This is a genomic window from Urbifossiella limnaea (assembly GCF_007747215.1).
GTDB lineage: Bacteria > Planctomycetota > Planctomycetia > Gemmatales > Gemmataceae > Urbifossiella > Urbifossiella limnaea.
This window is the reverse complement of sequence record NZ_CP036273.1, coordinates 1102839-1126797: the sequence shown is the minus strand read 5'-3', so window position 1 is coordinate 1126797 and position 23959 is coordinate 1102839. Positions and strand designations below refer to the sequence as shown.

20 protein-coding genes and 1 pseudogene are annotated in these 23959 nt (G+C 70.0%); 14 read left to right on the top strand and 7 right to left on the bottom strand.

The window, feature by feature from the left end:
* Positions 1-82: 82 nt before the first annotated feature.
* Complete coding sequence (locus ETAA1_RS04515) at positions 83-4078, bottom strand: hypothetical protein (RefSeq protein WP_145234699.1); 3996 nt, start codon at positions 4076-4078, stop codon at positions 83-85.
* A 750-nt stretch (positions 4079-4828) separates the two neighbouring features.
* Between ETAA1_RS04515 and tnpC the strand changes: the two genes are divergently transcribed.
* The 4 genes from tnpC to ETAA1_RS04495 all read left to right on the top strand — a co-directional run bounded on the left by tnpC (position 4829) and on the right by ETAA1_RS04495 (position 10888).
* A complete protein-coding gene (tnpC, locus tag ETAA1_RS04510) occupies positions 4829-6256 on the top strand; it encodes an IS66 family transposase (RefSeq protein WP_145234697.1) in 1428 nt (475 codons plus the stop codon).
* A 123-nt stretch (positions 6257-6379) separates the two neighbouring features.
* Complete coding sequence (locus ETAA1_RS33770; protein WP_145234695.1) at positions 6380-6820, top strand: helix-turn-helix domain-containing protein; 441 nt, start codon at positions 6380-6382, stop codon at positions 6818-6820.
* Between the two features lie 156 nt (positions 6821-6976).
* A complete protein-coding gene (locus tag ETAA1_RS04500; protein ID WP_145234693.1) occupies positions 6977-9472 on the top strand; it encodes a DUF1588 domain-containing protein in 2496 nt (831 codons plus the stop codon).
* A gap of 9 nt (positions 9473-9481) precedes the next feature.
* On the top strand, positions 9482-10888 hold the full coding sequence (locus tag ETAA1_RS04495; protein ID WP_145234691.1) for a DUF1552 domain-containing protein: 1407 nt from the start codon (positions 9482-9484) through the stop codon (positions 10886-10888).
* 335 nt (positions 10889-11223) lie between these two features.
* Here the strand turns inward: ETAA1_RS04495 and ETAA1_RS04490 are convergent, their stop codons facing one another.
* The 5 genes from ETAA1_RS04490 to ETAA1_RS04475 all read right to left on the bottom strand — a co-directional run bounded on the left by ETAA1_RS04490 (position 11224) and on the right by ETAA1_RS04475 (position 13721).
* The gene (locus ETAA1_RS04490) at positions 11224-11667 is read right to left on the bottom strand and encodes a hypothetical protein (RefSeq protein WP_145234689.1); all 444 of its coding nucleotides are present in this window, start codon (positions 11665-11667) and stop codon (positions 11224-11226) included.
* A gap of 73 nt (positions 11668-11740) precedes the next feature.
* A complete protein-coding gene (locus ETAA1_RS04485; RefSeq protein WP_145234687.1) occupies positions 11741-12565 on the bottom strand; it encodes a hypothetical protein in 825 nt (274 codons plus the stop codon).
* Positions 12534-12689, bottom strand: coding sequence for a hypothetical protein (locus ETAA1_RS31470; RefSeq protein ID WP_202920661.1), 156 nt, complete (start codon positions 12687-12689; stop codon positions 12534-12536). The genes ETAA1_RS04485 and ETAA1_RS31470 overlap by 32 nt, the downstream gene beginning before the upstream one ends.
* Before the next feature lie 48 nt (positions 12690-12737).
* Positions 12738-13229, bottom strand: a complete 492-nt coding sequence (locus tag ETAA1_RS04480) for a plasmid pRiA4b ORF-3 family protein (protein WP_145234685.1) — start codon at positions 13227-13229, stop codon at positions 12738-12740.
* A 105-nt stretch (positions 13230-13334) separates the two neighbouring features.
* A complete protein-coding gene (locus tag ETAA1_RS04475; protein WP_145234683.1) occupies positions 13335-13721 on the bottom strand; it encodes a prenyltransferase/squalene oxidase repeat-containing protein in 387 nt (128 codons plus the stop codon).
* A gap of 180 nt (positions 13722-13901) precedes the next feature.
* Between ETAA1_RS04475 and ETAA1_RS04470 the strand changes: the two genes are divergently transcribed.
* The 10 genes and pseudogenes from ETAA1_RS04470 to ETAA1_RS04425 all read left to right on the top strand — a co-directional run.
* On the top strand, positions 13902-14537 hold the full coding sequence (locus tag ETAA1_RS04470) for a WD40 repeat domain-containing protein (protein ID WP_145234681.1): 636 nt from the start codon (positions 13902-13904) through the stop codon (positions 14535-14537).
* 33 nt (positions 14538-14570) lie between these two features.
* Positions 14571-14852, top strand: a complete 282-nt coding sequence (locus ETAA1_RS04465) for a WD40 repeat domain-containing protein (RefSeq protein WP_202920660.1) — start codon at positions 14571-14573, stop codon at positions 14850-14852.
* On the top strand, positions 14849-17416 hold the full coding sequence (locus tag ETAA1_RS04460; RefSeq protein ID WP_145234679.1) for a DUF1549 domain-containing protein: 2568 nt from the start codon (positions 14849-14851) through the stop codon (positions 17414-17416). Before ETAA1_RS04465 ends, ETAA1_RS04460 begins: the two co-directional genes overlap by 4 nt.
* Positions 17417-17445: 29 nt before the next feature.
* Positions 17446-17814, top strand: coding sequence for a hypothetical protein (locus ETAA1_RS04455; protein ID WP_145234677.1), 369 nt, complete (start codon positions 17446-17448; stop codon positions 17812-17814).
* A 16-nt stretch (positions 17815-17830) separates the two neighbouring features.
* Positions 17831-18289, top strand: a complete 459-nt coding sequence (locus tag ETAA1_RS04450) for a response regulator (RefSeq protein ID WP_145234675.1) — start codon at positions 17831-17833, stop codon at positions 18287-18289.
* Positions 18286-19620 carry a DUF1501 domain-containing protein gene (locus ETAA1_RS04445; protein WP_145234673.1) on the top strand — a complete coding sequence of 445 codons (1335 nt, stop codon included), beginning with the start codon at positions 18286-18288 and terminating at the stop codon, positions 19618-19620. Before ETAA1_RS04450 ends, ETAA1_RS04445 begins: the two co-directional genes overlap by 4 nt.
* A gap of 145 nt (positions 19621-19765) precedes the next feature.
* Positions 19766-20053, top strand: coding sequence for a transposase (locus tag ETAA1_RS04440; protein ID WP_145234672.1), 288 nt, complete (start codon positions 19766-19768; stop codon positions 20051-20053).
* Between the two features lie 13 nt (positions 20054-20066).
* Complete coding sequence (locus ETAA1_RS04435; protein WP_145234670.1) at positions 20067-20345, top strand: IS3 family transposase; 279 nt, start codon at positions 20067-20069, stop codon at positions 20343-20345.
* A 63-nt stretch (positions 20346-20408) separates the two neighbouring features.
* A complete protein-coding gene (locus tag ETAA1_RS04430; RefSeq protein ID WP_145233609.1) occupies positions 20409-21803 on the top strand; it encodes a transposase in 1395 nt (464 codons plus the stop codon).
* Positions 21804-21835: 32 nt separating this feature from the next.
* Positions 21836-22393, top strand: a pseudogene (locus tag ETAA1_RS04425) (IS3 family transposase); the annotation flags it as partial.
* 188 nt (positions 22394-22581) lie between these two features.
* Here the strand turns inward: ETAA1_RS04425 and ETAA1_RS04420 are convergent.
* Entirely contained in the window at positions 22582-23823 is a 1242-nt protein-coding gene (locus tag ETAA1_RS04420; protein ID WP_145234666.1) for a tyrosine-type recombinase/integrase, read from the bottom strand.
* Positions 23824-23959 lie beyond the last annotated feature (136 nt).

Sequence of the window (23959 nt, the reverse complement as noted above, 5' to 3'; positions counted from 1 at the left end):
GCTTCCGGCCGCTCACCCGGACAACAAGAACCAGCACCCGGACGCGTCTACGCTCTCCCCGGATCGGAAGACGGTGCCCGCGCTAGTCTGGCTTCGGCACTCCAATACTCAGCACCAGCCACTGGCCGATCGAGTGAACGGTCCTTTCCTCCGTCAAGGCGGCGAGTTCGGGCAGGGTCGCTTCGAGGTAGCGCTGGACGAGTTGCTTGGCGAGAGGTCGCCGGGTCAGCTGCTCCAGAGATTGTGCCTCCTTCGTCGTCGTTCGCAGCCAGAGCTCCAGCCGGGTCTCCGCGGGGCGTCCCGGGTTATCGGGCAACACGGGCGCCGCACTGCCGCGCGGGCCGTAGGCCGCCTGGATGTACTGGGGATGGGTGGACAGTTGAAATCCCCAGTCCTTGGTTTCCGGAAACAGCCGGGCGAGCGACCGCTCCACGGCGGTTCTTTGGTTTAGCCGGGCGGAGATCTTTCCACCGAGTTCGTTCGCGTAGTTGGCGAGCAAGTAGTTGGCGATCGGCGTGGCTTCCCGCTCCGCGCGCGGCACCAGTCGCCGACCCACGGGCATGGCCAACCGACCGGCGATGCGTCCGATCGGCCCCCCGCGTCGCCCTTCCACGCGGTCGAGGTGTCCGTGCACCTCGGACCACGGAGTGGTTTCCACCACGGAAAAGTTCCGGCCGTCGAACCGCACCAGCGTCCGCGAGGTAAACGGCCCCCACGCCGTACCCGTGGCGACGACTGGTCCGCGGACCCCCCGGACGAACGTCTGGGCCGAGCCCTGGGCGTTGACGATGAAGACCCCGTCACCCTCCACGGCCGACATGTCCACGGACAGCTTCCCCGTCCCGTCGATCACCCCTTGGGTCGAGAAGCCCAGAACCTTCGCGCGGTACGGAACGGCCGCTTCGACCTCCTTATGGGCCACCACGTCGTCGATCAGTTGCCTGGAGATCCGGATGACGGCCTTGATCTCGACTGGCGGCGCACGCGACTCGTCCTTGGTGCCGACAGTCGGGTCGGTATCCGGGCCGCGAACGGGATCGAGCGACCCGACCTGCACGAGCTGTGCGGGGTCATCGAGACCCGCTCCCTGAGGCGGCTTGTCCTTCTCTTGCTTGATCTCCGTCACGACGGGCGTGTCGATTGTTCCCGTGATTCGGAATCGGACGGGAGGCAGTGCCTTGGGGGCGGGCGCGTCCTTCTTCTTCAGGACGAGCCGCGGCACTTCCAGCTCGAGGTCGAGCGAGCTGTCGAAGCCGACGGACCCGCGCGAGAGCGCAATCAAGTCCGGAGAAATGTCGGGAAAGCCGAACCGCATTCCCTCGTGATGCACGCGGCCCTCGCGGACCTGGAAGCGGACTTCTGCGTTCTTCACAATTCGCACCACGTCGGACGGCTGCTTGCCGTACATGTCGGCCAGCAGCTTGACCGTGGTCTGAACGAGTGGAGTCTTCGTGGAGACGGTGATCTGATGCAAGTGAAGCTTCCCGGCCAGCTCGACGCGCTTGACGGCCTCGGCCTTCGGCACCCCCAGGGGCACGCGGAACGTGTCGAACGACAGCGAGAGCTCGCCCTGCACCCCGGACAGATCGGACAGGGTCGGTGCGATCAGCTTGAGCAGTTGATCGCCGACTTCGGGCGTCACCTTTCGCTTCTCGAGAACGGTGACCGGCGCCAGCGTCAGCACCCGCCCGGCCTTGGACGTCTCGACGCCGAACACCAGGTTGACGTTTTCGACCGTGAGAGCGGCCTTGCCGGTCTCGGTCAACTGGACGACCAGCGAGGCATCCGGCACGGCGATTTTCGGATCGCTGAGGGTTCCGGTCACGTGGCACTTGACCGGTCCCCCGTCTCGCTTGTCCTTGCGCAGCCGCGGCAACTCCACGTGCAGGTCCAGTGTTTCATCCGTGCCGATCGAGCCGCGTGAGGTGACGACGAGATCCGGGTCGATGCCCGGGAAGCCGATGCGGAGCCCCTCGTGGTGCAGCCGCCCGTCCTTCACCCGGAAGCGGATCTCGGCCCCGTCGGCGAGGCGGACCACGTTCGACGGCGGCTTGCCGCTCATGTCGGCCAGCAGCTTGGTCACCGCCTGCCACATCGGCTTCTTGACCTCGGTGGTCACGTCGTGCAGCGTCAGCGTGCCCTCCGCCTCCAGCCCCTTGCCCAGCTGGTCGGGGCCGCCGCCGAGCGGGATGCGGACGCGGCTCAGGGCCAGCGAGACCTCGCCGGTCACCTGCCGCTCGACCTCGACGTCCGGGACGATGAGCGACACCAGCCCGTTGGGCGCCACCACGTTCAGCTTGGCGCGCTTGAACACCTCGACCGGGTCGACGGCGAGCACGGCCCCGGCGGGGGTGGTCTCGACCTGCATGGTCAGGGTCATGCCGTCCGCCGCGATGATCGGCACCGCGCGGTCGTGCTGGCGGAGGACGAGCGACGCGTCCTCGACGGCGATCTTCGGGTTGTCGATGGTCCCGGTGATGTGGCACCGGGCCGGTCCCTTCGCCGCCCGCTGGGCCTTGTCCAGGCGCGGCAACTCCACGTGCAGGTCCAGTGTTTCATCCGTGCCGATCGAGCCGCGTGAGGTGACGACGAGATCCGGGTCGATGCCCGGGAAGCCGATGCGGAGCCCCTCATGGTGCAGCCGCCCGTCCTTCACCCGGAAGCGGATCTCGGCCCCGTCGGCGAGGCGGACCACGTTCGACGGCGGCTTGCCGCTCATGTCGGCCAGCAGCTTGGTCACCGCCTGCCACATCGGCTTCTTGACCTCGGTGGTCACGTCGTGCAGCGTCAGCGTGCCCTCCGCCTCCAGCCCCTTGCCCAGCTGGTCGGGGCCGCCGCCGAGCGGGATGCGGACGCGGCTCAGGGCCAGCGAGACCTCGCCGGTCACCTGCCGCTCGACCTCGACGTCCGGGACGATGAGCGACACCAGCCCGTTGGGCGCCACCACGTTCAGCTTGGCGCGCTTGAACACCTCGACCGGGTCGACGGCGAGCACGGCCCCGGCGGGGGTGGTCTCGACCTGCATGGTCAGGGTCATGCCGTCCGCCGCGATGATCGGCACCGTGCGGTCGTGCTGGCGAAGGACGAGCGAGGCGTCGGCGACGGCGATCTTCGGGCTGTCGACAGTCCCGGTGATGCGGCACCGGGCCGGCCCCTTCGCCGCCCGCTGCGCCTTGTCCAGGCGCGGCAACTCCACGTGCAGGTCGAGCGACTTGTCCAGCCCGACGGAGCCGTGTGAGGTGACGACGAGATCCGGGTCGATGTCCGGGAAGCCGAGGCGGAGCCCCTCGTGGTGCAGCCGCCCGTCCTTCACCCGGAAGCGGATCTCGGCGTCCTGTGCCAGCCGCACGACCTCGGTGGGCTGTTTGCCATTCAAGGCGGCAACCAGGTGGACCACCGCTTGACGCGTCGGGTTCCGAAAGTCTGATGCGACCCGGTGGAGAGTGACCTTGCCCTCCACCTCCATGCGCTTGATCGCGTCTTCCTTCGGGACGCCGAGTGGTACGCGCAGTTTGTCCAGGGAAAGAGAAACCTCCCCGGTGACGTCGGGAGTGTTGGCGAGCGTCGGGTCGAACAGGTAGACCAGAGTCTTCGCCAGCTTGGGCGTGAGCTTCCGCCGGTCGAAGACGACGAGTGGGTCCAGACTGAGGACGCGCCCGTCCTCCGTGTTCTCCACCCGAGCGGTCAGGTCGATCCCATCGACTTCGAGTACGGGTTCGTCTTGCCCGACGAGGTACACCGTCAGGGCCGCGTCGGTCGCGACCGCCGTGAAGGTCGGCTCGAGGCGGTGGCGGGCCCCCTGGATGTCGACGTCGAGCGGCAACACCAGCCGGACGTGAGGCTTACTGACCCGGATCGTGCCGAGGTCGGGCGCCGTGGACAGGAGCCGCAGTGGGGAGCGGTCCGAGCCCATGTCTTCGAGGCGGATGTCGACCCGCTTGTTCGAACTGGTCAGAGCGAGACCGCGAACCGAGAGGGGAGTAAACCAGCCGAGCGACGCCGCCTCGCTGGAAGCCGTGACACTCGGGCTCGCCAGGATCGTGTTGATCGCGCGGTCGCGAAGTCCGGTACTCGCCACGACTAACGGCGCCGCCAGGATCAGCCCGGCCAGCAGCGCGAGTATACCGAAGAGTCGGCGTCGTCGTTTTCCCTTCTTCGGAGCCGGAGGATCAGGAGGAGCCGGTGAACTTGTTGAGAGGTGTTCGAGCATGGCTGGGTGCGTCCACTACGAGTTGGAACCGGTTGTCACGCCGTGGGCATCGACCGCGTTTGGACCAGAAGGCACGCGCTCGGAGAATGCGACTCACCGCTGTCACCGAAGTTCGTCGCCAGCACGTCCCTCACGCCACAGACAGATTGGTTAGATAGATAATAGCTCTACTGAGTCCGTACGATCTATCAGTACGTGTGCTAAAACGCCTGAATCCGTTTTGGAACTGCTTGATGTGGGAGTTCGTCACCTCCGGTACTTGAGGTACCCGCCAAGTCCGAGCGAAAGGAAATCAACCGTACGGAATAATGTGTGATCTGAGCTTACCACTCCCTCGGTGCCGGCACAAGGTCCCGCGTCGTTCGGTAGTGGTACACTTTGCGTCGTTCGGGTCGGCAGTTAGCCGACCCCGTCGGGGGTGTTCCGGGTGAAGCTGAACTCGGTCGTGTCGTTGCTCTGTTGAAACCACCTACCGACGAGCCGCGAGGAGCATGAGGGTTGAAGTTCCCCACGATTTGCGGACACCAAGTTAAGGGGTACTCTTCCCTCACAGGGTAACGGTTCACGCCCCGCGCAGTTGATCTGGTCCGGGCGGGCGGTTTCGGCGACGTTGGCGGCATGACGCGACCCGTCGGCCGCGGGATCCCGCCCGAACTCGCCGCCCAGATGACGCCCGCCGTGCGGGCGTTCGTCCTCGCCCTGTTCGCCGAGATCGACCAACTCCGGGCCGAGGTCCGCGACCTCAACGGCCGACTCGCCGACCGGCACCCGACGCCCCAGAACTCGTCTCTCCCGCCCAGCACCCAGCACCCGCACGCCAGGCCGACCCCGACCCGCCCCCGATCCCGCAAGAAGCGGGGCGGACAACCCGGTCACCCCAAGCACGCCCGACCGCTCCTCCCGACCGACGACTGCGACCGGGTCGTGCCACTCGCGCCGACGACGTGCCGGCGGTGCCACCAGCCCCTCGCCGGGACCGACCCGTCCCCGCTCCGGCATCAGGTCTGGGAACTCCCCGAGATCAAGCCGATCGTCACCGAGTACCGGCGCGACCGGCTCACCTGCCGGTGCGGGGCGACGACCTGCGCCGACCTCCCGGCCGGCGTCCCCGTCGGCCAGTCCGGCCCGCGGCTGGTCGCCTTCACCGGCCTGCTCATGGCCTACTTCCGCCAGAGCAAGCGGCGGACCGCGCTGTTCCTCGGCTCGCTCCTCGGCCAGCCGTGCTGTGCGGCGCTGGCGGTGAAGATGCAGCACCAGGTGACCGCCGCCCTCCGCCCGACGTACGACGCGCTCGCGGCCCGGGTGCCGACCCAGCCGCACCTCGGCATCGACAAGTCGCCGACCCGGCAGGCGGCGGCGAAGGCCTGGCTGTGGACGTGCGTGGCGCGGTGGTTCACCGTGTTCGCCATCCGCCCGACCCGGGAGGCGACCCTCCTCGACGACCTGCTGACCGACCGGTTCGCCGGCGTGGTCGTGTGCGACCGGGCCAAGATGTACTGGCAGGTGGGCCGGCTCCAGTGGTGCTGGGCGCACCTGAAGCGGGACATCCAGGCGCTGATCGAAGGCGACGACCCGCAGGGGACGCGGGTCGGCCGCGACCTGATGCGGCCGACCCGGGAGGTGTTCCGGCAGTGGTCGCGGTGCCGGGACGGGACGATCACCCGGGCGGACCTGAAGCGGGTGTCTGAGCCGGCCCGCCGCGCGGTCGAGGGGTTGCTGCTGCGCGGGGTGTTCAGCGGGAACCCGCGGGTGGTCGGCATGTGTCGGGAACTGCACGAGCACCGGGACTGGTTGTGGGCGTTCCTGGACCACGACGGGGTGGAGCCGACGAACAACGCGAGCAAGCGGGCGCTGGGGCACGTGGTGATCTGGCGGAAGCTGTCGTTCGGGACGCAGAGCGAGCGGGGGAGCCGGTTCGTGGAGACGATGCTGAGCGTGATCGAGACCTGCCGGCAGCAGAAGCGGGACGTGTTCCGGTGCGTGACGGCGGCCGTCGAAGCTCACTTCGCCCGACGACCCGCGCCCCTGCTACTCGCCGGGGTGTGACCGATTACGCCGAACGGTGTACCGTTGCCTGCATCTCCTGTCACTTGGTGTCGGTTCGGTAGCGCTCTAGCGCGGGCTCCTCGCCCCGGTTACAGTGGCTCGACCACGACCCGGGCGAGCGGCATGCGGCCGTACTCGATGGACCTACGGGTCCGCGTCCTGGCCGCCATCGACGCCGGCGACCCGACCGCCGAGGTCGCCGAGGCGTTCACCGTCAGCCCGGCCTGGGTCCGGCGGCTCGTCCAGCGCCGCCGAAGGACCGGGGAGGTCGAGCCCCGGACGGCCAAGGACACCCGGGTGCCGAAGCTCGCCGCCCACCTCCCCCGCATCCGGGAACTCCTCACCGCCACCCCGGACATGACCCCGGCCGAACTCCGGGTCGAGTTGCGGGTGGCCGTCGCCCTTTCGACCCTGTGGGCCGCCGTCCGGTCCCTCGGGTACACGTTCAAAGAAAGTCACCCAGGCGGCCGAGCGGGACCGGCCGGACGTGCAGGCCGCCCGCGACGCCTGGCAGCGGGAGGTCGCCCCGGCCCTCGACCCGACCCGGGTGGTGTTCGTGGATGAGACGGCCGCCAACACCACGATGGACCGGCGGTACGGGTACGCCCCGCGCGGCGACCCGCCGGCGTGGGAGGGTTTCAGGGAATCGTTCCCGTTTTTCCGCCACTCGTTTTCGCCGGCGGTTACACTTGAGAAAGATTGGCGGCGCGGATCACGCCGATGGGTCGCAGTGCGGCGAGGGTGTCGGACGTGTCTCATCCGGTGCGGTCGAACGCCGCGGTCCTCGGTGTGATCGTGCTGTTCGCGACCCAGGGGTGGGCGCCCGCCCAGCCGCCGAAGGCGGTAGCCGTGCCGGCCGAGGTCCGGGGGGTCCTGGCGGACCGGTGCTTCGCCTGTCACGGCCCGACGAAGCGGAGCGGCGGGGTCCGGCTCGACACGCTCGACACGCTCGACACGCTCGACCCCGCGGCCGCGCGCGACCTCCTCGGCGACGTGCAGGAGCAGGTGTACTTCCGCGGGATGCCGCCCGCCGGGGCCAAGGAGCTGACGCCCGGCCAGCGGAAGGCGCTCGCGGACTGGAGTGGCGCCGAAACGCATCGCCTCGGCGGCGCCGACCTGAGCGACAAGTTGCGCTACCCGAACTTCGGGAACGCGATCGACCACGACCAGCTGTTCAGCGGGGAAATCCGGGAAAAGCCGTTCACCCCGGCCCGCCGCTGGCTCGTCAGCCCGCAGATCTTCCACGAGCGGGTGATGGCCGTCTTCAAGCTCGACGGCAAGGAGCGCGAGAACTTCTCGGTCCGCACCTTCGACGGCGTCACCAACCCGTTCCTGCTCCCGGAACACTCCGGCGTGCGGTACTACGACATCGGCGTGCTCGACGGCGGCCACCTCCTCGCGATGCAGACCAACGCCCAGTGGATCTCCGAGAAGCAGATCTACGCCGCCCGGGTCAAGAAGGGCGAGGCGAGCGCGAAGGAATTCCCGAACCCGCGCGACCGCTGGTTCCCGAAGACGACCCCCGCGGCGCTGGAGGCGGTCGTCCTCAAGGCCGGCCCGCCGACCGACGCCGAACTCGCCGCCGCCGTCCGGGCGCAGTTCGACTGCGTGCTACAGCGGCCGCCAACGGCCGACGAACTGGCGAAGCACCTCGCGCTGACCCGCTCGGCGATCGGCCTGGCGGGCAACACCGAGGGGCTGCGGCAGATGCTCGTGGCCGTGCTCCTCCACTCGGAGTTCCTATACCGCCTCGAGTTCGGCGCCGGCCCGGCCGACGAGCACGGCCGCCGGAAGCTCTCGCCGCGCGAGGCGAGCTACGCGCTGGCCTACGCGATCGGCGACCGCGGCCCGGACGCGGCGCTCGCGCGGGCCGCCGCCGACGGGCGACTCGCCACCAAGGACGACTTCCGCCGCGAGGCGCAGCGGCTGCTCGCCGACGACAAGCAGTTCCACGGGACGATCGACCCCGTCCTGTTCCGCCCGTACGTCAACCACACCGCCACGCACCCGAAGCTGGTCCGGTTCTTCCGCGAGTTCTTCGGCTACCCGGCCGCCCTGAAGATCTTCAAGGACATCAACCGCAGCGACGGCTTCTACCGGAACGCCGACCGCGGCAGCACCCAGACGCCGGGCGAACTGGTCGCCGAGGCCGACATGCTCGTGGACTGGCACCTCCGCCGGGACCGCGGCGTGTTCGAGGGGCTGCTCACCGGCGACAAGTTCTTCGTCGCCCCGGTGCCGAACGCCGCGGCTCAGATGGACAAGCTGAACGAGCTGTACGAGCGCTACAAGGGGACCAACTGGTTCATCCCCGAGAAGGACAGGCGGACGCCGCCGAAGCTGTCGGCCGACGACGCGGCGTTCGTGCGCGGCCGGCTCCACTACAACAGCGACGCCTGGCACCTCAGCCAGGCCATGACCCACGTCGAACACTTCAAGAAGCAGGGGCTCGACCCGCACCCGGTGTGGACGTACCCGTTCGGCGTACACATGCTGACGCCGCACGCGAACGCCTACAACATCGCGCCGCCGGCGTGGAACTACCCGCGCGAGCAGCCGTTCGCGCTCCCGCACCGCAAGGGGATGCTCACGCACCCCGCCTGGCTGATCGCCCACGCCGCCAACACCGCCACCGACCCGGTCCGCCGCGGCAAGTGGGTCCGCGAGAAGCTCCTCGCCGGCCGCGTGCCCGACGTGCCGATCACCGTCGACGCCCGGGTTCCGGAAGACCCGCACAAGAGCCTCCGCGACCGGCTCCACCTCGCCACCGGCAAGGCCGAGTGCTGGAAGTGCCACCAGCACATGAACCCGCTCGGCCTGCCGTTCGAGTGCTTCGACGACTTCGGCCGGTACCGCACGCGGGAGAGCCTTGAACACCCGGACAACGTGATCGCTCGGACCAAGACCAAGTACGGGGCGGACACGTACAAGACGGTCCCGGTCGTGACCACCGGCCGGCTCGACGGCACCGGCGACCCCCGCCTCGACGGCGAGGTGAAAGACCCGTTCGACCTGATCGACCGGCTCGCCCGCTCCGCCCGGGCGCGGCAGTCGATCGTACGGCACGCGTTCCGCTTCTTCCTGGGGCGGAACGAGACCCTCGCCGACTCGCAGACCCTCATCGACGCCGACCGCGCCTACGTCGAGAGCGGCGGCAGTTTCCGGGCGGTGGTGGTGTCGGTGCTGTCGTCCGACTCGTTCGTGTACCGGAAATAGGGAGAGCCCGTGACCTCGCGCCGCGCATTCCTGCAGACGAGCGCCGCCGCCGGCGCGTCCGCCCTGCTGAATTTTCGGCTCTCGGCCCTCGACGCGCCGCCGTCGGCCCGGCTGCCGATGCGGTTCGTGTTCATGCACCGCGGCAACGGGCTGTTCCCGCACGTCATGGTCCCGCGCGGGCTGAGCCGCCAGGAGCAGGAGCAGGAGCAGCGGAAGGAGGCGTTCGCGGCGGACCTCGGGCGGCTCGACCTGCCCGACTGGATGATCCCGCTCGCGGCCCACAAGAACGACCTCGCCGTCGTCCAGGGGCTGTCGGGCAAGATGTGTACGACGGGCCACCACTCGTGGTGCTCGGCGCTGGGCGTGATGCGGGCGAACGAGCGGCCGTCGTCGATCAAGTGGGCGACGGCCGATTTCGAACTGGCCCGGATGTTCCCGTCGCCGGTCGAGCACGTCGAACTCGCCGTCTTCCCGCTCGACGGCGGCAACCCGCGCGGCAACCTCGACGGGATCGCCCAGGGCTTCTCGGCCCGCGGCCGGGAACAGCCGAACTACGCCTTCGGCTCGCCGCGGGTGGCGGTCCGCGAGCTGTTCCGCTCCGTCGCCGAGTCGCGGGACGAGCAGGTGCGGTACCGGCTCGAACGCCAGTTGCTCGAATTCACCGGCGGCCGCGAGGGGGCCGCCGGCGCCGGCCTCACCCCACTCGAGGCGCGCAAGGTCCAGGGCTACGCCGAGTCAATCGACGCGGTCCGCGAGCGCAACCGCCGGGTCGAGGCGATGGCCGACCGCCTGCGCCGGCACGTCCCCCGGCTCGACGCCAAGTTCCTGGCCCAAGACATGACCACGCTCGACCGCCAGACCGGGCACACCGAGGTGCTGCTCGCCGCGCTCGTCTCGGGCCTGACCAACGTCGTCGCGTTCACCGTGGACGAGCTCGGCCACCACTACACCGGCATCCCCGGGATCGAGGGCGAGCGGGTCAACATGCACAGCGTCGGCCACAACCAGGCCTTCGGCGGCGTCGAGGCGACCGAGATCCGCGCGCGCACCGAGCGCCACCACATGTCGCTCATCAACACCATCGTCACCCGGCTCAAGGGCGTACCCGAGGGCGACGGCACGATGTTCGACAACACGACGATCTTCTACTTCCCGGACGGCGGGGAGACGCACCACGCGGTCGGCACCGAGTTCCCGTTCCTGGTGGTGTCGGGCCGCAACGCCCGGCTGAAGCTCGGCAACCGCTACGTCCGTCTGCCGTTCTGGGGTCGCCCCGGCCACAAGACGCTCGGCAACTGGTGGACCACGCTGCTCAACGCCTACGGCAACCCAGTCGCCCACTACGGCGAGCTCGACGCCGGCCTCGCCCGTTTCGTCCCCGACCAACGCGGCCCCATCCGCGAGTTCCTGGCGTAGTGCCGGCCGGGCTTACGGTCGTGCCGACGCGACCCGCCCGCCGCCCCGTCGCCCGCCGCCGCACCCCGTGGTCGTACCGGAATCGGCGACCCGGGCCGGCCGCCGGCCTCGCCCGGGTCACCAATTCCGGTGCCTCCGTGCTCGTCGCCGTGGGGCTCGACGGGCGGCACCGGAGTTGACCGTCGGCCGCCACCCGGGTGTTCCGGTGATCGATTGTACGGAGGCTCCACACGCAGCTACTCGCCCTACCTGGGGGGTGTCGGCCTGATGGGCGATGGCCCGTCGCCATTCGGCACCCCGGGGGGCCGAGGCTGGGCAGCGATTCGATGGGGGTGTCATTTCCCACCAGCCTGCCACCACAGCTTCGTGAACACCGGCTGCGGTCCCGCCCAGCCCTTGCTGCCGAGCAGCTTGTCGCCCCGCTCGTGGTACGCCCGGAACGAGAGCAGATCGACGTTTTGCCAGGATGACAACGCCTCGCCATCGTTGGCCCGGAAGTCCTTCGGCCCCAGCGGGACAGCCTGCGTATCCCTCCCGACGAGTTTCAGGAGGGCCGCGAACTCCTTCTGCTTGCCCCGATACGACCGGAAGACGTTCTCCGTCAGCACGACGACGAGTTCGTTCGGCTTCTCGGCCCGGACCTCGACCGTGAGCCGCTGGCCGGCTTGCCCCCGCCACTTCGGGTCGGCCAGCTTCCGGGTGGAGAACTCCCAATGGTGGGGGTTGTCGGCGGACAACGTGTACCAGTCCCCCCACCCGTGCGTGAAGTCGTCAATCACCGGGTCGGCCCTGTCGGTGCCCTCGCGCCGCTGGCGGCGATCTCCTTGGGGCTGGCGGTGTGCAGCCTCGAACTCAAGGCGATCGTGCTTGGATTCGTCGCGGCTCACACCGAGCGGCTGAGGGGGGAAAACCCGCGGGTGCCGCAGAAGCAGGTGAGCCGGGCGTTAAACGTGAGGTGCGCCGGTCTGTTCCGCCGGCGGCGCGGCGTCGGGGTGATCCGGCACACGAGCGAGGTGCTCTTGTACCATCAGCGGCGGAACGCCCAGGCCGCCAAGTCGCATAAGAAGCGGCGGAACGCCTGTGTGACCTGAACCAGCGCTGTAGTGTTAGATGCTCCCGGCAGAACTGGTCGGTCAGTCCGACGATGACTTTCGAAACGTCAGCCGCCTCCGTTTTCGGCGGTTGAGCCTTCGGGCGGGGCGTGGCCTTCGGGGTGATCGCCGCCGGCGCCACCGGCTCGCCCGACATCGGGAGCGACGTGACGATCCCGTGCCGCAGCTTGGCCCCCTTGAAATCCTCGGTCAGATTCCGCCGGATGCCGGGGCCGAACGAGATGCGGTAGCTGGTCATCAGACCGTCGTACACGATCCTGCCCTTGAAGGGCAGCAGGACCGTCTGCGTCAGGACCGGCAGGTAGGGGCCGATCAAGTCCTCGAACGGCTGCGACAGGGCCAGGACGCCGTAGGCGACGGGTTGCCGCTCGGTCGAGAGGAGCACCGTGTACTTCGCCAGTTCCCGGAAGACGTAGAACTTGCCCGCCACGAGATGCCGCCAGGAGCGGACGATGGCGAGGTCGTCCTCCGGCAACCGGGCCGGGTTCTCGGCGGCGAAGGACTCGATCAGGCCGACGTCGGCGAGGAAGGCGTCACGGACCTTGAGCCGGACTTCCGGGGACACGGCGGCGAATTGTTCCGGGGGTGTCGAGCGTGTCGGGGATCACCCGGAGGCGCTGGTTCACGAAGAACATCAGCGTCCGGTGCAGCCGGAAGAACAGTTCGACATCCTGGGGTTCGAGGAGCATGGCGTTCACCAATCCGCAAGCGATGTGATCTCGGTCACGTCACCTTCCTCATCTCCCTCGTCGCCTTCTTGGGGTCGAAGGCTTTGGGGTCGAACGGCCCCGCCATTCCAGCATCTCCTCGTGCTGCTCGTGCCTGGGGTCACCGAGGCGGGGGGGAACCCGCATGTTGGTCGGGATGAAGAACCCGTCCTCCTGCGCCGCCGGGTTCGGGATCACCTTCACCGCCCGCAGTTCGCCCGGCTGCGGGTCGTCGAGAATCATGCCTGGCGTTGCCATCCGCCGCTTCACGTCCTTCTTGTGGGCCAGCGTCGCCTCCAGGTACAGCACCGGCGTCGGCAGGCGGCGGGTGCAGGCGAACAGCGTGGCCTGGTAGCTGGCGGCGGGGAACCCCCGCTCGATGACCCCCTCGACCGTGCCGAAGGTCAGTAGCCGGTTGCCGCCGGTGGCCTGCACGAACGCCGGGGCCAGAAGGGCCGGATGAACTGGGAGCGGTTCCGCCCGCGGATTGCCTTCTTCGTTCCGCGGCCCAAGATCCAGCATCCCTATCCGAACGTGCGGTTCGACGCCGAGCACCCGAGGTAAGAGCCGGATGCGGTAATTCCGCTCGTCCGCATCTGTGCGGGGGGCAGCCCGAAAGGGCCGTCCCTACCGCGACCTGTTCAGCGCCATCACGGCCATCGTCGTGTTGTAGGCCCGGCCCGCGGCCGAGTCGGGGCCGACGGTGCCGGCCACGTTGACGAACGAGCCGTCGTCGCGCTGGCGGCTGAGGAGGAACTCGCGCGTCTTGGCCTCGTCGGGGAGCTTCCAGCCGAACGTCCTGTGGAGCACGACGGCGTAGGCGACCGGGGCGAGGTCGCTGAACGCGCTGTCGGACATGCCCTCGTAGGCGGGTTCGGTGCCGGGGCGGAACGAGCCGTCGGGGCGGGCGGTTTTGGCGAAGAAGCCGCGGAGGTCGGCGAGGGTGTCGGCGGGCTCGGCGGCCGGGGCCGGGATCGTGGCGACGAGTGTGGCGAGAAGGACGGCGGTGCGCATGGCCCCACGCCACACCGGGGGCCGCGCGGGGGCAACAGGCGAGTCGGGGGCTTGACGTGGGGCTGGTTTCCAACCGGCCTTGCCCAGGCAGGCCGGTTGGAAACCGGCCCCACGCCGAACGCTTGCCCCCGCCGCCCCGCTGTGCGATAATCCCACTGCCTACCCCCGGGGACACTCCCCTTGCCCCGCCTCCTGGTCGCGTCCGCCGTGCTCGCCCTCGTCGCCGCCCAGCCGGTCGACGACGCGCGCACGCTCAAGGGCCACACCGGCTGGGTCGCGGGCGTCGCCTTCTCGCCGGACGGCAAGCACCTCGCCACCGCCAGCGCCGACAAGACCGTCAAGCTGTGGGACGCCGACACCTGTCGCGAGATGGCGACGCTGAAGGGCCACACCGATAACGCCTCAGCCGTGGCGGGGACCCCCGACGGCAAGACGCTCGCCACCGCCAGCTTCGACCACACCGCGAGGCTGTGGGACGCCGCGACCGGCGAGATGCGCCACACCCTCACCGGCCACACGGGCGTCGTCATGACGGTAGCCGTGTCGCCCGACGGGAAGACCGTCGCCACCGGGGGCATCGACGCCACCATCCGCCTGTGGAACGCCGCGACCGCGAAGGAAACGGCGAAGCTGGACGGCCATAGGTCGTGGGTGAACGCCGTCTCCTTCGCCCCGGACGGGTCGCGGCTGCTCTCCGCCGGCTCGGACGACACCGTCCGCTTCTGGAACCTGACAGACCTGGCGCACGACACCCGGGCGACGAACCTCCGGGCCGCCGAGGTGCGGTCGCTGGCCGTGTCGCCGGACGGGAAATGACTCGCGGCCGGCACCCGGTACGGCGTCGTGCGGGTGCCCAACGCCCGCACGACCGAGGACGTCGCCTGCCTCAAGGGCCACGCCGGCGACGTGTGGGCGGTGGGCTTCTCGGCCGACGGCCGCACCCTCGCCAGCGGCGACGGCGACTGGCACCGCCCCGGCGACGTCCGCCTCTGGAACACCGCCGACTGGACCGAGCGTGCCGCCCTCCGCCACACCGGCGAGGTGCTGGCTCTGGCCTTCGACCCGACCCGCCCCCGCCTCGCCGCCGGCAGTTGGGACAAGCCCGTGAAAGTGTGGACCCTCCCCCGATGACACGCCTCGCCGCGCTCGCCCTGCTCGCCCTGCTCCTCGTCCCCGCCGCGGCGCGGGCTGACGACGCGCCGTCCTACGACCGGCACGTCGCGGCGCTGTTCAGCCGGCTGGGGTGCAACGGCGGCGCCTGCCACGGCGCCGTCCGCGGGCAGAACGGGTTCAAGCTGTCGCTGTTCGGCGCCGACCCCGCCGGCGACCGCGAGCGGCTGCTGCGCGAGTTCGGCGGCCGCCGGGTGAACTTCGCCGACCCCGCGGCCAGCCTCTTGCTTCGCAAGGCGACCGGCGAGGCCGAGCACGGGGGCGGTGTGCGGTTGCGGCCGGGCGGCGCCGAGTACGAGGTGCTGCGCCGCTGGATCGCCGCCGGCGCCCCCGCGGACGCGCCGTCGCGGGTGACCGCGCTGCGGGTCACGCCGGTGGAACACGTCGCGAAGCCCGGCGACGATTACGCCCTGAAGGTGCAGGCGACATTCGCCCACGGCCGCACCGAAGACGTGACGGCGTTCTGCTCCTTCGAGTCGCAGGACCGGGCCGCCGCGACCGTGGACGCCGCCGGCCGCGTGACCGCGAAGACGGCCGGCGAGGCGGCGCTGGTCGTGCGATACCGCGCCGAACCGACGCTGGCGCGGGTGCTGATCCCACGCCCAGCGGTGGGTGCGTTCCCCGACGTGACCGCGAACAACTTCGTGGACGCGCACGTCCTCGCCCGGCTGCGGCAGCTGAACCTGCCGCCCGCTGACCTCGCGGACGACGCCACGTTCCTCCGCCGCGCGCACCTCGACGTGACCGGCGAGCTGCCGACGCCCGACGAGGTGCGCGCCTTTCTCGCCGACACCGCCGCCGACAAGCGCGTCAAGAAGATCGACGAGCTGTTGCGCCGCCCCGGCCACGCCGCGCTGTGGACGCTCCGCTTCTGCGACCTGCTGAAGGCCGCCGACTTCGGCGTCTACGCCGACGCCCTGACGCTGGAAGCCGACGCCCCGCGCTTCCAGGCGTGGGTGCGGGCGCGGCTGGAGGAGAACACGCCCTACGACGTGTTCGTCGAACGCATCCTGACGGCGACGAGCCGCGACGGGCGCACGGCCGCGGAGTACGCCGCGGAGGTGGAGGCACTGTTCGAGGGGTATCGCCCCGGCCGGCCGGACCTGGACCTGTACCGCAACCGCCGCACGCTCGACCTGTACTGGCAGCGCCGCGGGGCCGACGGCGTCGGCGGGGCGATGCAGGTGGCGCACAGCTTCCTCGGCCTACGGCTGGAGTGCGCCCAGTGCCACCGCCACCCGCACGACGTGTGGCAGCAGGACGACCTGCTCCAGTTCGCCAACTTCTTCACCCGCGTCCGCAAGGTCGGCTTCCAGGGCGACAACGAGAAGCGCTTCCCCGACGCGGCCGAGCAGCAGAAGCGCTACGACGCCGAGGGGAAGCGCCTCGAAGCCGTCGTGAAGCAGCGGAAGGAGGGCGACGGTAAGCGGCTCGACGAGCTGGCGAAGGCCGCGAAGGCCGACCTCGACAAGCTCGGCAAGCGGCCGGCGGCCGAGCTGGCGAACCACAAGGCCGTGATGGCGATGGCCGACGACTTCCGCCGCGAGACGCAGCAGCTGGAGAAGAAGTCGAAGCTCATGCCCGAGGTCGCCCGCCGCGTGATGCACGCCGAGATTCGCCTCCTGCCGACGGCGAAGGCCGCGTCGGTGACGAGCCCGCTCGGCACCCGCGAGGCGGCCGGGTTGCGTCTGCCGGGGGCGGCGGAGGTGCTGGAACTGCCTCCCGACGTGGACCCGCGCGCGGCGGTGGTGGCGTGGATGCGGCGGCCGGACAACCCGTACTTCGCGCGGGCGATCGTGAACCGCGTCTGGGCGCACTACTTTGGCCGCGGCCTGATCGACCCGCCGGACAACCTGTCGGCGTTCAACCCCGCCACCCACCCGGCGCTGCTGAAGGAGTTGCGCGACGGGTTCATCGCCAACAAGTACGACCTGCGCTGGCTCCACCGCACGATCCTACTCAGCCGCACGTATCAGCAATCGAGTACGCCGCGGCCGGAAGCCTCGACCGACCGGGCGAACTACGCCGCGTTCCCGCTGCGGCGGCTGCCGGCCGAGGTGTTCCTCGACGCGCTGAGCACCGCGACCGGCGTGGCCGAGAAGATGGACATGCAGTACCACCACTGGCCGGCCGACGTGAAGGCGGTGGAGGTGCCGTTCGCGCCGCGGAACCCGTTCGTGGTGTTCGTGCTGGAGCAGTACGGCCGGCCGACGCGGAACGCGGCGGTGCAGTGCGACTGCGAGCGCGACGGCGGGGCGTCGGTGCTGCAGGTGTTGACGCTGGCGAACCACCCGCAGGTGTGGCTCAAGATCCGTGACCCGAACGGCCGCGTGGCGAAGCTGTCGAAGGCGGCCGGCGCCGACAAGGTGGAGGAGCTGTTCCTGGCGGCGCTGGGCCGGTTGCCGTCGGCCGCGGAGCGGGCGGCGTGCGCCGAGTACGTGCGGACGGCCCCGACGCCCGAGGCCGGGTTGCACGGCGTCCTATGGGGGCTACTGAACACGCGGGAGTTCGTGCTGCAGCACTGAGCGGGTATCATGAAGCGACGGCGGGTTCGATGAAATCGCCCCTCGACCCGACACCCTCCCCGGCCGACCCGCGTACCCGCCCCGTGGCGGCCGGCCTCGCAGACGGGGGAGACGTGTACGTCCGGGACGCGAACGGAACGGTTCACGTCCTACCGGACGGCCCGCACCTTCACCCGAAGGTGCTGGGCGGGGCGCAGCCGGCGATGTACGCCGGGGACATGACGGTCCGGCGCGGGCGGGTCGTGGACCTGACGAACCTGTCCGGTACGTTCAAGTTCGACGACGAGGACGGGCTCCGGGACGTGGCGGACGAGTTGCGGCGGGCGGGATTGACGGTCGAACGTGGTGCCGTCCGATTCTTCCCGGCGGACGGGTCGCGGCCAGTGGTTCTGGCGTGAGGGCTCCGCGGTGGCCATGAAGATCGTGATCGTCGAAGACAACGCCGACCGGCAGGCGGTCATGCGCCGCCTGTTGGCCGACCGGTTCTACACCTTCGACCTCCGATTCTTCGATAACGCCCCGGACGCGATTGCGTTCCTCGCGGTTCACCTCCCGGACACGATCCTCGTGGCCCTCGACAACGACCTGGACCTGAAGCCCGGCCCCGACGGCCGTGGGATCGATCAGGGCGAGGGGCGGCAGGTGGCCGAGTTCCTCGCCGCCCGGCCGCCGGCCTGCCCGGTTGTCATACACACGACGAATTCACCGGCCGCCGGGGCGATGGAAGAAGCTCTCCGCTGCGCCGGGTGGAAGACCCGCCGCGTTATCCCGTTCGATGACATGGCCTGGATCGAATCTGACTGGTTCCCCGCCGTGCGGCGGGCGATCGTCGGCCCCGTCCGCAAGGCCCGCCAGCCGAGGAGTCAGCCGTGACCTCGCCCCGTTCCTCCCGCCGCGACTTCCTGCGGGCCGGCGGGCTCGGCCTGTGCGGCGTCGGCGCCCTCGACGTGCTTCGCGCCCACGCCGCCCCCGGCGCCGCCCCCCGCGCCCGGCAGATGATCGTCTGCTGGCTCGGCGGCGGCCCCCCGCACACCGACATGTTCGACATGAAGCCCGACTCGCCCGAAGAATACCGCGGCCAGTGGCGGCCCATCCCGTCGAACGTCGTCGGCCTCCAGGTCGGCGAGCTGCTGCCGCGGCTCGCGCAGCGGGCCGACCGCTACACGGTAATCCGGTCCGTCAGCACGCTGAACAAGCCCGGCGACCACAGCCAGGCGCCGCTCTACTGGCTCACCGGGAACCCGCGCCTCACCACGGGCTCCGACGAGTACCCGATGTACGGCAGTGTCGTACAGCGCCTCCGCCCCGGCCCCGCCGACCTACCGACGCACGCCGTTCTGGGCGAAGTCGACGTCCACACCCACAACGCGCTGGCCCGCTCGTTCCTCGGCCCGGCGCACGCCCCGCTCGTGTTCGACCCGATGAAGGACAAGGACTCCGTCACCCGGATGCTCACCCCCGAACTCGAGGTGCCGGCGCTCGACCGCAACACCGACCTGCTGCGGACGCTCGACACCCGCCTCCGCCAGCACGACCGCGCCGACGAACTCATCGCCGGCCTCGACCAGTACCAGCAGACGGCGTTCAACCTGCTGCGGTCGCCGAAGCTGCGGCAGGCGCTCGACCTGTCGAGGGAACCGGCGCGGTCGATCGACCGCTACCGGGTGAAGCCGAAGCAGACGCGCTACCCGGCCGGCGACCCGCTCCACTTCCTGCTGGCGCGGCGGCTCATCGAGGCCGGCGTGCCGGTCGTCCACTTCAACCTCGGCTACTGGGACTGGCACGGCGACAACTTCACGGCCGGCCGGCAGCAGATGCCGATGTTCGACGCCGGCCTGTCGGCGCTGCTCGACGACCTGGAGGTGCGCGGGCTGCTGGACAGCACGATCGTGCTGGCGCTCGGCGAGATGGGGCGGAAGCCGAAGATCGACAACCCGAAGGCGGCAGGCGCCGGCCGCGACCACTGGGACTACGCGCAGTTCGTGCTGGCGGCCGGCGGCGGGTTCAAGGGCGGGTGCGTGGTCGGCGCCACCGACCGCCTCGGCGAGCGCGTGACCGACAAGTTCTACAAGGTGGAGAGCTTCGGCCGGACGCTGTACCACCTGCTCGGCATCGACCCCGAGACGATCGTGACGACGCCGGCCAACCGGCCGGTGAAGTTGGTTGTGGAGGATGCGCCGCTGATCCGCGAGGCGATCGTGTGAGGGGCTCGGGGCATCGCCGCTTGCGGCGCTGCAGCGCTGCAGCGCTGCAACGCCGCAAGCGGCGGAATCCTGCTCACTACTATAGTGGACCCCGAAAACTGGACCGCCGGTTAAGCTACACCGGCGAGCCAGGAAAGGGGAACCGATGGCGGGCAAGCGGAAGAGCCACTCGGCGGCGTTCAAGGCTCAGGTCGCCCTGGCGGCGGTCAAGGGTGACAAGACCATCAACGAACTGGCGTCCCACTACGGCGTCCACCCGACGTTGATCCACGGGTGGAAGAAGCAACTCCTGGCCGGGGTCGAGGCCGTGTTCGCCTCGGGAGCCAAGACCACCGGACCCCCGGAGGACAAGACGGCCGAGCTGTTCGAGCAGATCGGGCGACTCAAGGTCGAACTCGACTGGGTGAAAAAAAAATCTGCCCCCCTCGGCTGACGCCCGGCGGGCGTTGATCGACGAGGATCACCCCGAGCTGAGCATCCGCCGGCAGTGCGAGTTGGTCGGTCTGAACCGCTCGACCCGGTACTACGAGCCGACCCCGGAGACGCCCGAGAACCTGGAGTTGATGCGGCTCATCGACCAGGAGTACACGGCCCACCCGTTCTTCGGGAGCCGAAAGATCACGCAGTGGCTCATCGGCCGGGGCCACGAGGTGAACCGCAAGCGGGTGCGGCGGCTGATGCGGGTGATGGGGCTGGAGGCCATCTACCCAGGCCATTCACGGTGACGCATCCCGGTCGTAAGCCGTCCGCTGGCAGGGACTTGGCCAAGCCAGGGAGAGGGCGCGCCCATGCTGTTCGGTGGGGTCTTCGAGCGGTTCCTAGAGGAGAGCCCGCTCAGCGTGATGTCCCGGGCGACCATCGAGCACGCCCTCTCGGCCTCGGCCCTCGACGCGCTGTTCGACCGGACCGCCGAGCGCGGGTACACCCGGGAGTTGCTGTTCTCCACGACGGTCGATCTGATGACCCTGGTGGTCGGCGGCAAGGCCCTCCACGTCCAGGCCGCCTACCGGCACCTGCGGGACCGCGTCCCGGTCACCCTCAAGTGCGTCTACGACAAGCTCCGGAACATCGAGACGGGCGTGTCCGCGGGGCTGGTCGCGCACGTGTCGGGCCGGTGCGAGGGGCTGATCACCGCGCTGGGCGGGGGGTGCAAGAGCCTGCTGCCGGGCTACCGGGTGCGGGTCCTCGACGGCAACCACCTGGCCGCCACCCAGCGGCGGCTGGGCGTCACCCGGGGGCACACCGCCGGCCCCTTGCCCGGGCAGAGTTTGGTCGTGCTCGACCCGGCCCTGATGCTGGTCACCGACATCGTCCCGTGCGAGGACGCCCACACCCAGGAGCGGGCGCTGATCGACCAGATTGTGCCGCTGGTGCGGGAGCGGGACGTGTGGGTCGCGGACCGCAACTTCTGCACGGCGGAGTTCCTGTGTGAGGTGGCCGCCCGGCGGGCCTACGTCGTCATCCGACGCCACGGGAACCTGAGCGTCGAGGCCGAAGCCGGGTACGGGGCCGAGGTCGCGACGGACCGGGGCTGGGTGGGCGAGCGGCGGGTCTGGGTCTGCTGGGGTGGGGCGCGGTTGGTGCGCCTGCGGCAGGTGCGGGTGCGGCTGCGGGCGCCGACCGCGGACGGGGACGCGGAGGTGGAGATCCTGACCAACCTGCCGGCGAAGGTGCCGGCCAAGAAGGTGGCCGAGATCTACCTCAAGCGGTGGAAGATCGAGGGGGCCTTCCACGAGTTGACAGTCGCCTTGAACTGTGAGGTGAACACCCTGGGGTACCCCAGGGCCGCGCTGTTCGGGTTCTGCGTGGCGGTGGCCGCGTACAACGTGCTGGCCGTACTGAAGGCGGCCCTGCGGGCGGTGCATGGTGAGAAGAAGGTGCAGGAGGAGGTGTCGGGGTATTACCTGGCGCTGGAGTGGGCGATGGTGTACGCGGGGATGATGATCGCCCTGCCCGCGTCGGAATGGGAGGCGTTCGGTCCGATGCCCAGCCCGGAGTTGGCCGGCCACCTCCGCGAGTGGGCGGGCAAGGTCGACCTTGGGAGGATCAAGAAAGCGCCGCCCCGGAAGCCGACGAGGACGGCGACCCGACGGATCAAGGACAAGAGCCCACATGTTTCCACGGCCCGGTTGCTCGACGAGGGGAAGAAGACCCGTCAGGCGAAAGTCAGCCGGAATCCGTGAGTCTCACACCGTGAATGGCCTGGGCCATCTACCCCAAGCCGAAACTGTCGCTGGCAGGCCGTGGGCACAAGGTCTACCCGTACCTGCTGAGGGGCGTGGCGGTCGAGCGGGTCAACCAGGTGTGGAGTGCCGACATCACCTACGTGCCGCTGCCGGGTGGGTTCATGTACCTGGCGGCGACGATCGACTGGTTCAGCCGGTACGTGGTCGCCTGGCGGCTGTCCAACACGCTCGACGGGGCGTTCTGCCAGGAGATGCTGGAGGAGGCGTTGGGCCGGGGCAGACCGGAGGTGTTCAACACGGACCAGGGGGTGCAGTTCACGGCCGGTGCGTGGACCGGGCGGCTGGAGCGGGCCGGGGTGGCGGTGAGCATGGACGGTCGGGGGCGGTGCCTGGACAACGTGCTCGTCGAGCGGCTGTGGCGGAGCGTGAAGTACGAGGACGTGTACCTGAAGGGGTACGAGCGGGTGCCGGAGTTGGAGGGCGGGCTGCGGGCGTACTTCGGGTTCTACAACACCGAGCGGCGGCACCAGTCCCTGGACTACCGCACCCCGGCCGAGGTGTACGGCGTCGGGGCCAAGACGGCCTGACGAAACAGTAGCGAAGGATCGCCACTTTTTGGTCTAGACAATGGGGTCCACTGTAGAGGTCAATCTGCCATCGGCCCGATTCAGTACAGGGTAGGGTGGAAGAGCTGGCCATCAAGGCTCCAATAAGGCGGCGCCTTGATGGCGCCTACAGCTCGACCGACCCTCACCGCAGTTCGTCCGTTGACCTACTACCCGATCTCGGCCGCTACCCTCACCGCCAGGGTCAGGTTCCGCTCGGCGTACACCTGGGTCACGTCCGCCCGCTCGTGGCCGAGGGCGACCTGGGCCGCCTCCAACCCGAAGCGGTGGCGGACCGCGGTCCCGTGGGCGTGCCGGAGTTGGTTCGGGTGCCAGTGCGGCACCGCATCGAAGTTCCCCGCCCCGGCCAGCCGCTCCCGCCGCCGGTTCGCCCGCTCGACCGCGCGGGCGACCGCGTGCCCGTAGCTGCTGACCGTGTACCGGTCCGCCGGCTCTCGCTTCGGAGTCGCCACCCTCACGGCTGTGTTCCGCGCCATGTGCGAGGCGTACCGCGGGGTTTTGCGGCCGGCCGACCGCGCCGCGCGGAACTCCGCGACCGTCCGCCGCGGGTCGAAGTAGTGCGCCGTCGGCTCGGCCGGCGTCAGGGCCTCCAGGACCGCCCGCGCCCGCGGCCCGATGGCCACGGCGCGGGCCTTGCCCCGGTGCCGGGTCTTGAACTGCCGGGGGCGGAACACCCACACGTCCGTGGCCGTGTCGATGTCGCACGGCCGGAGCTGGCACACCTCGCCCGGCCGCATCCCGGTCAACAACTGCACCTCGACCATCCCCCGCACCACCTGCCCCAGGAACGGCAGCGTCGCCCGGACGGCCTCGTCGTCCACGGGGAGGACGGGGTCGGGCTCCCGCGCGTCCGTCCGTCCCGCCTGGAGCCCGGACACGGTCTTGAGCGCCTGGTGGACGGCGACCGGGACGAGTTCGTTCTCGACGGCCCACCGGAACGCCCGGCGGACGCGGCCGACCCGCTGGTTGACGAGCTTCCGGTTCCACCCCGTGTCGATCATCTTCTGCCGGACCGCCTTCAGCGCGAGCGGGCCGAACTCCCGGGCCGGGGTGTGGCCGTACAACTCGCGGACGAGGCGGAACGTCTGGCGGAACTGGGGGAGCTCGTTCGTCGGGGTGCCGTCCGCCCGGCGGTAGTGGCGGTCGGCGTAGGCCCAGAACCCGAGGAGCAACTCGTTGACGCTCACCTGGTGACGGCCCGGCGTGAGGGGCGTGGGGTCCGCGGGCGTCGGGTGGACGGCCAGTTCGGCGACGACGCGGGCGTACTCGGCCCGGCTCTCGGGCGAGTCGTAGACGCCGAGGTAAACGTCGCGGCCGTTGATGCGGACGCGGGCCTGACCGGTCGGTTTGTGGAGGAGGTACGAGGGGACGGTCTGCTTGCCACGGGCCATGTGTCGCGGCTCCGGAAGGGAATCGTGGTAGTACTACCACGAAACCAAGGGCTTCCGGCCGCGCCCGGGACCGTCCCGGGGTAAGCGTAAGTGCTTCAGCCGAGGTGCTTTACCGACAGTGGGCAGTCCCAGGGTT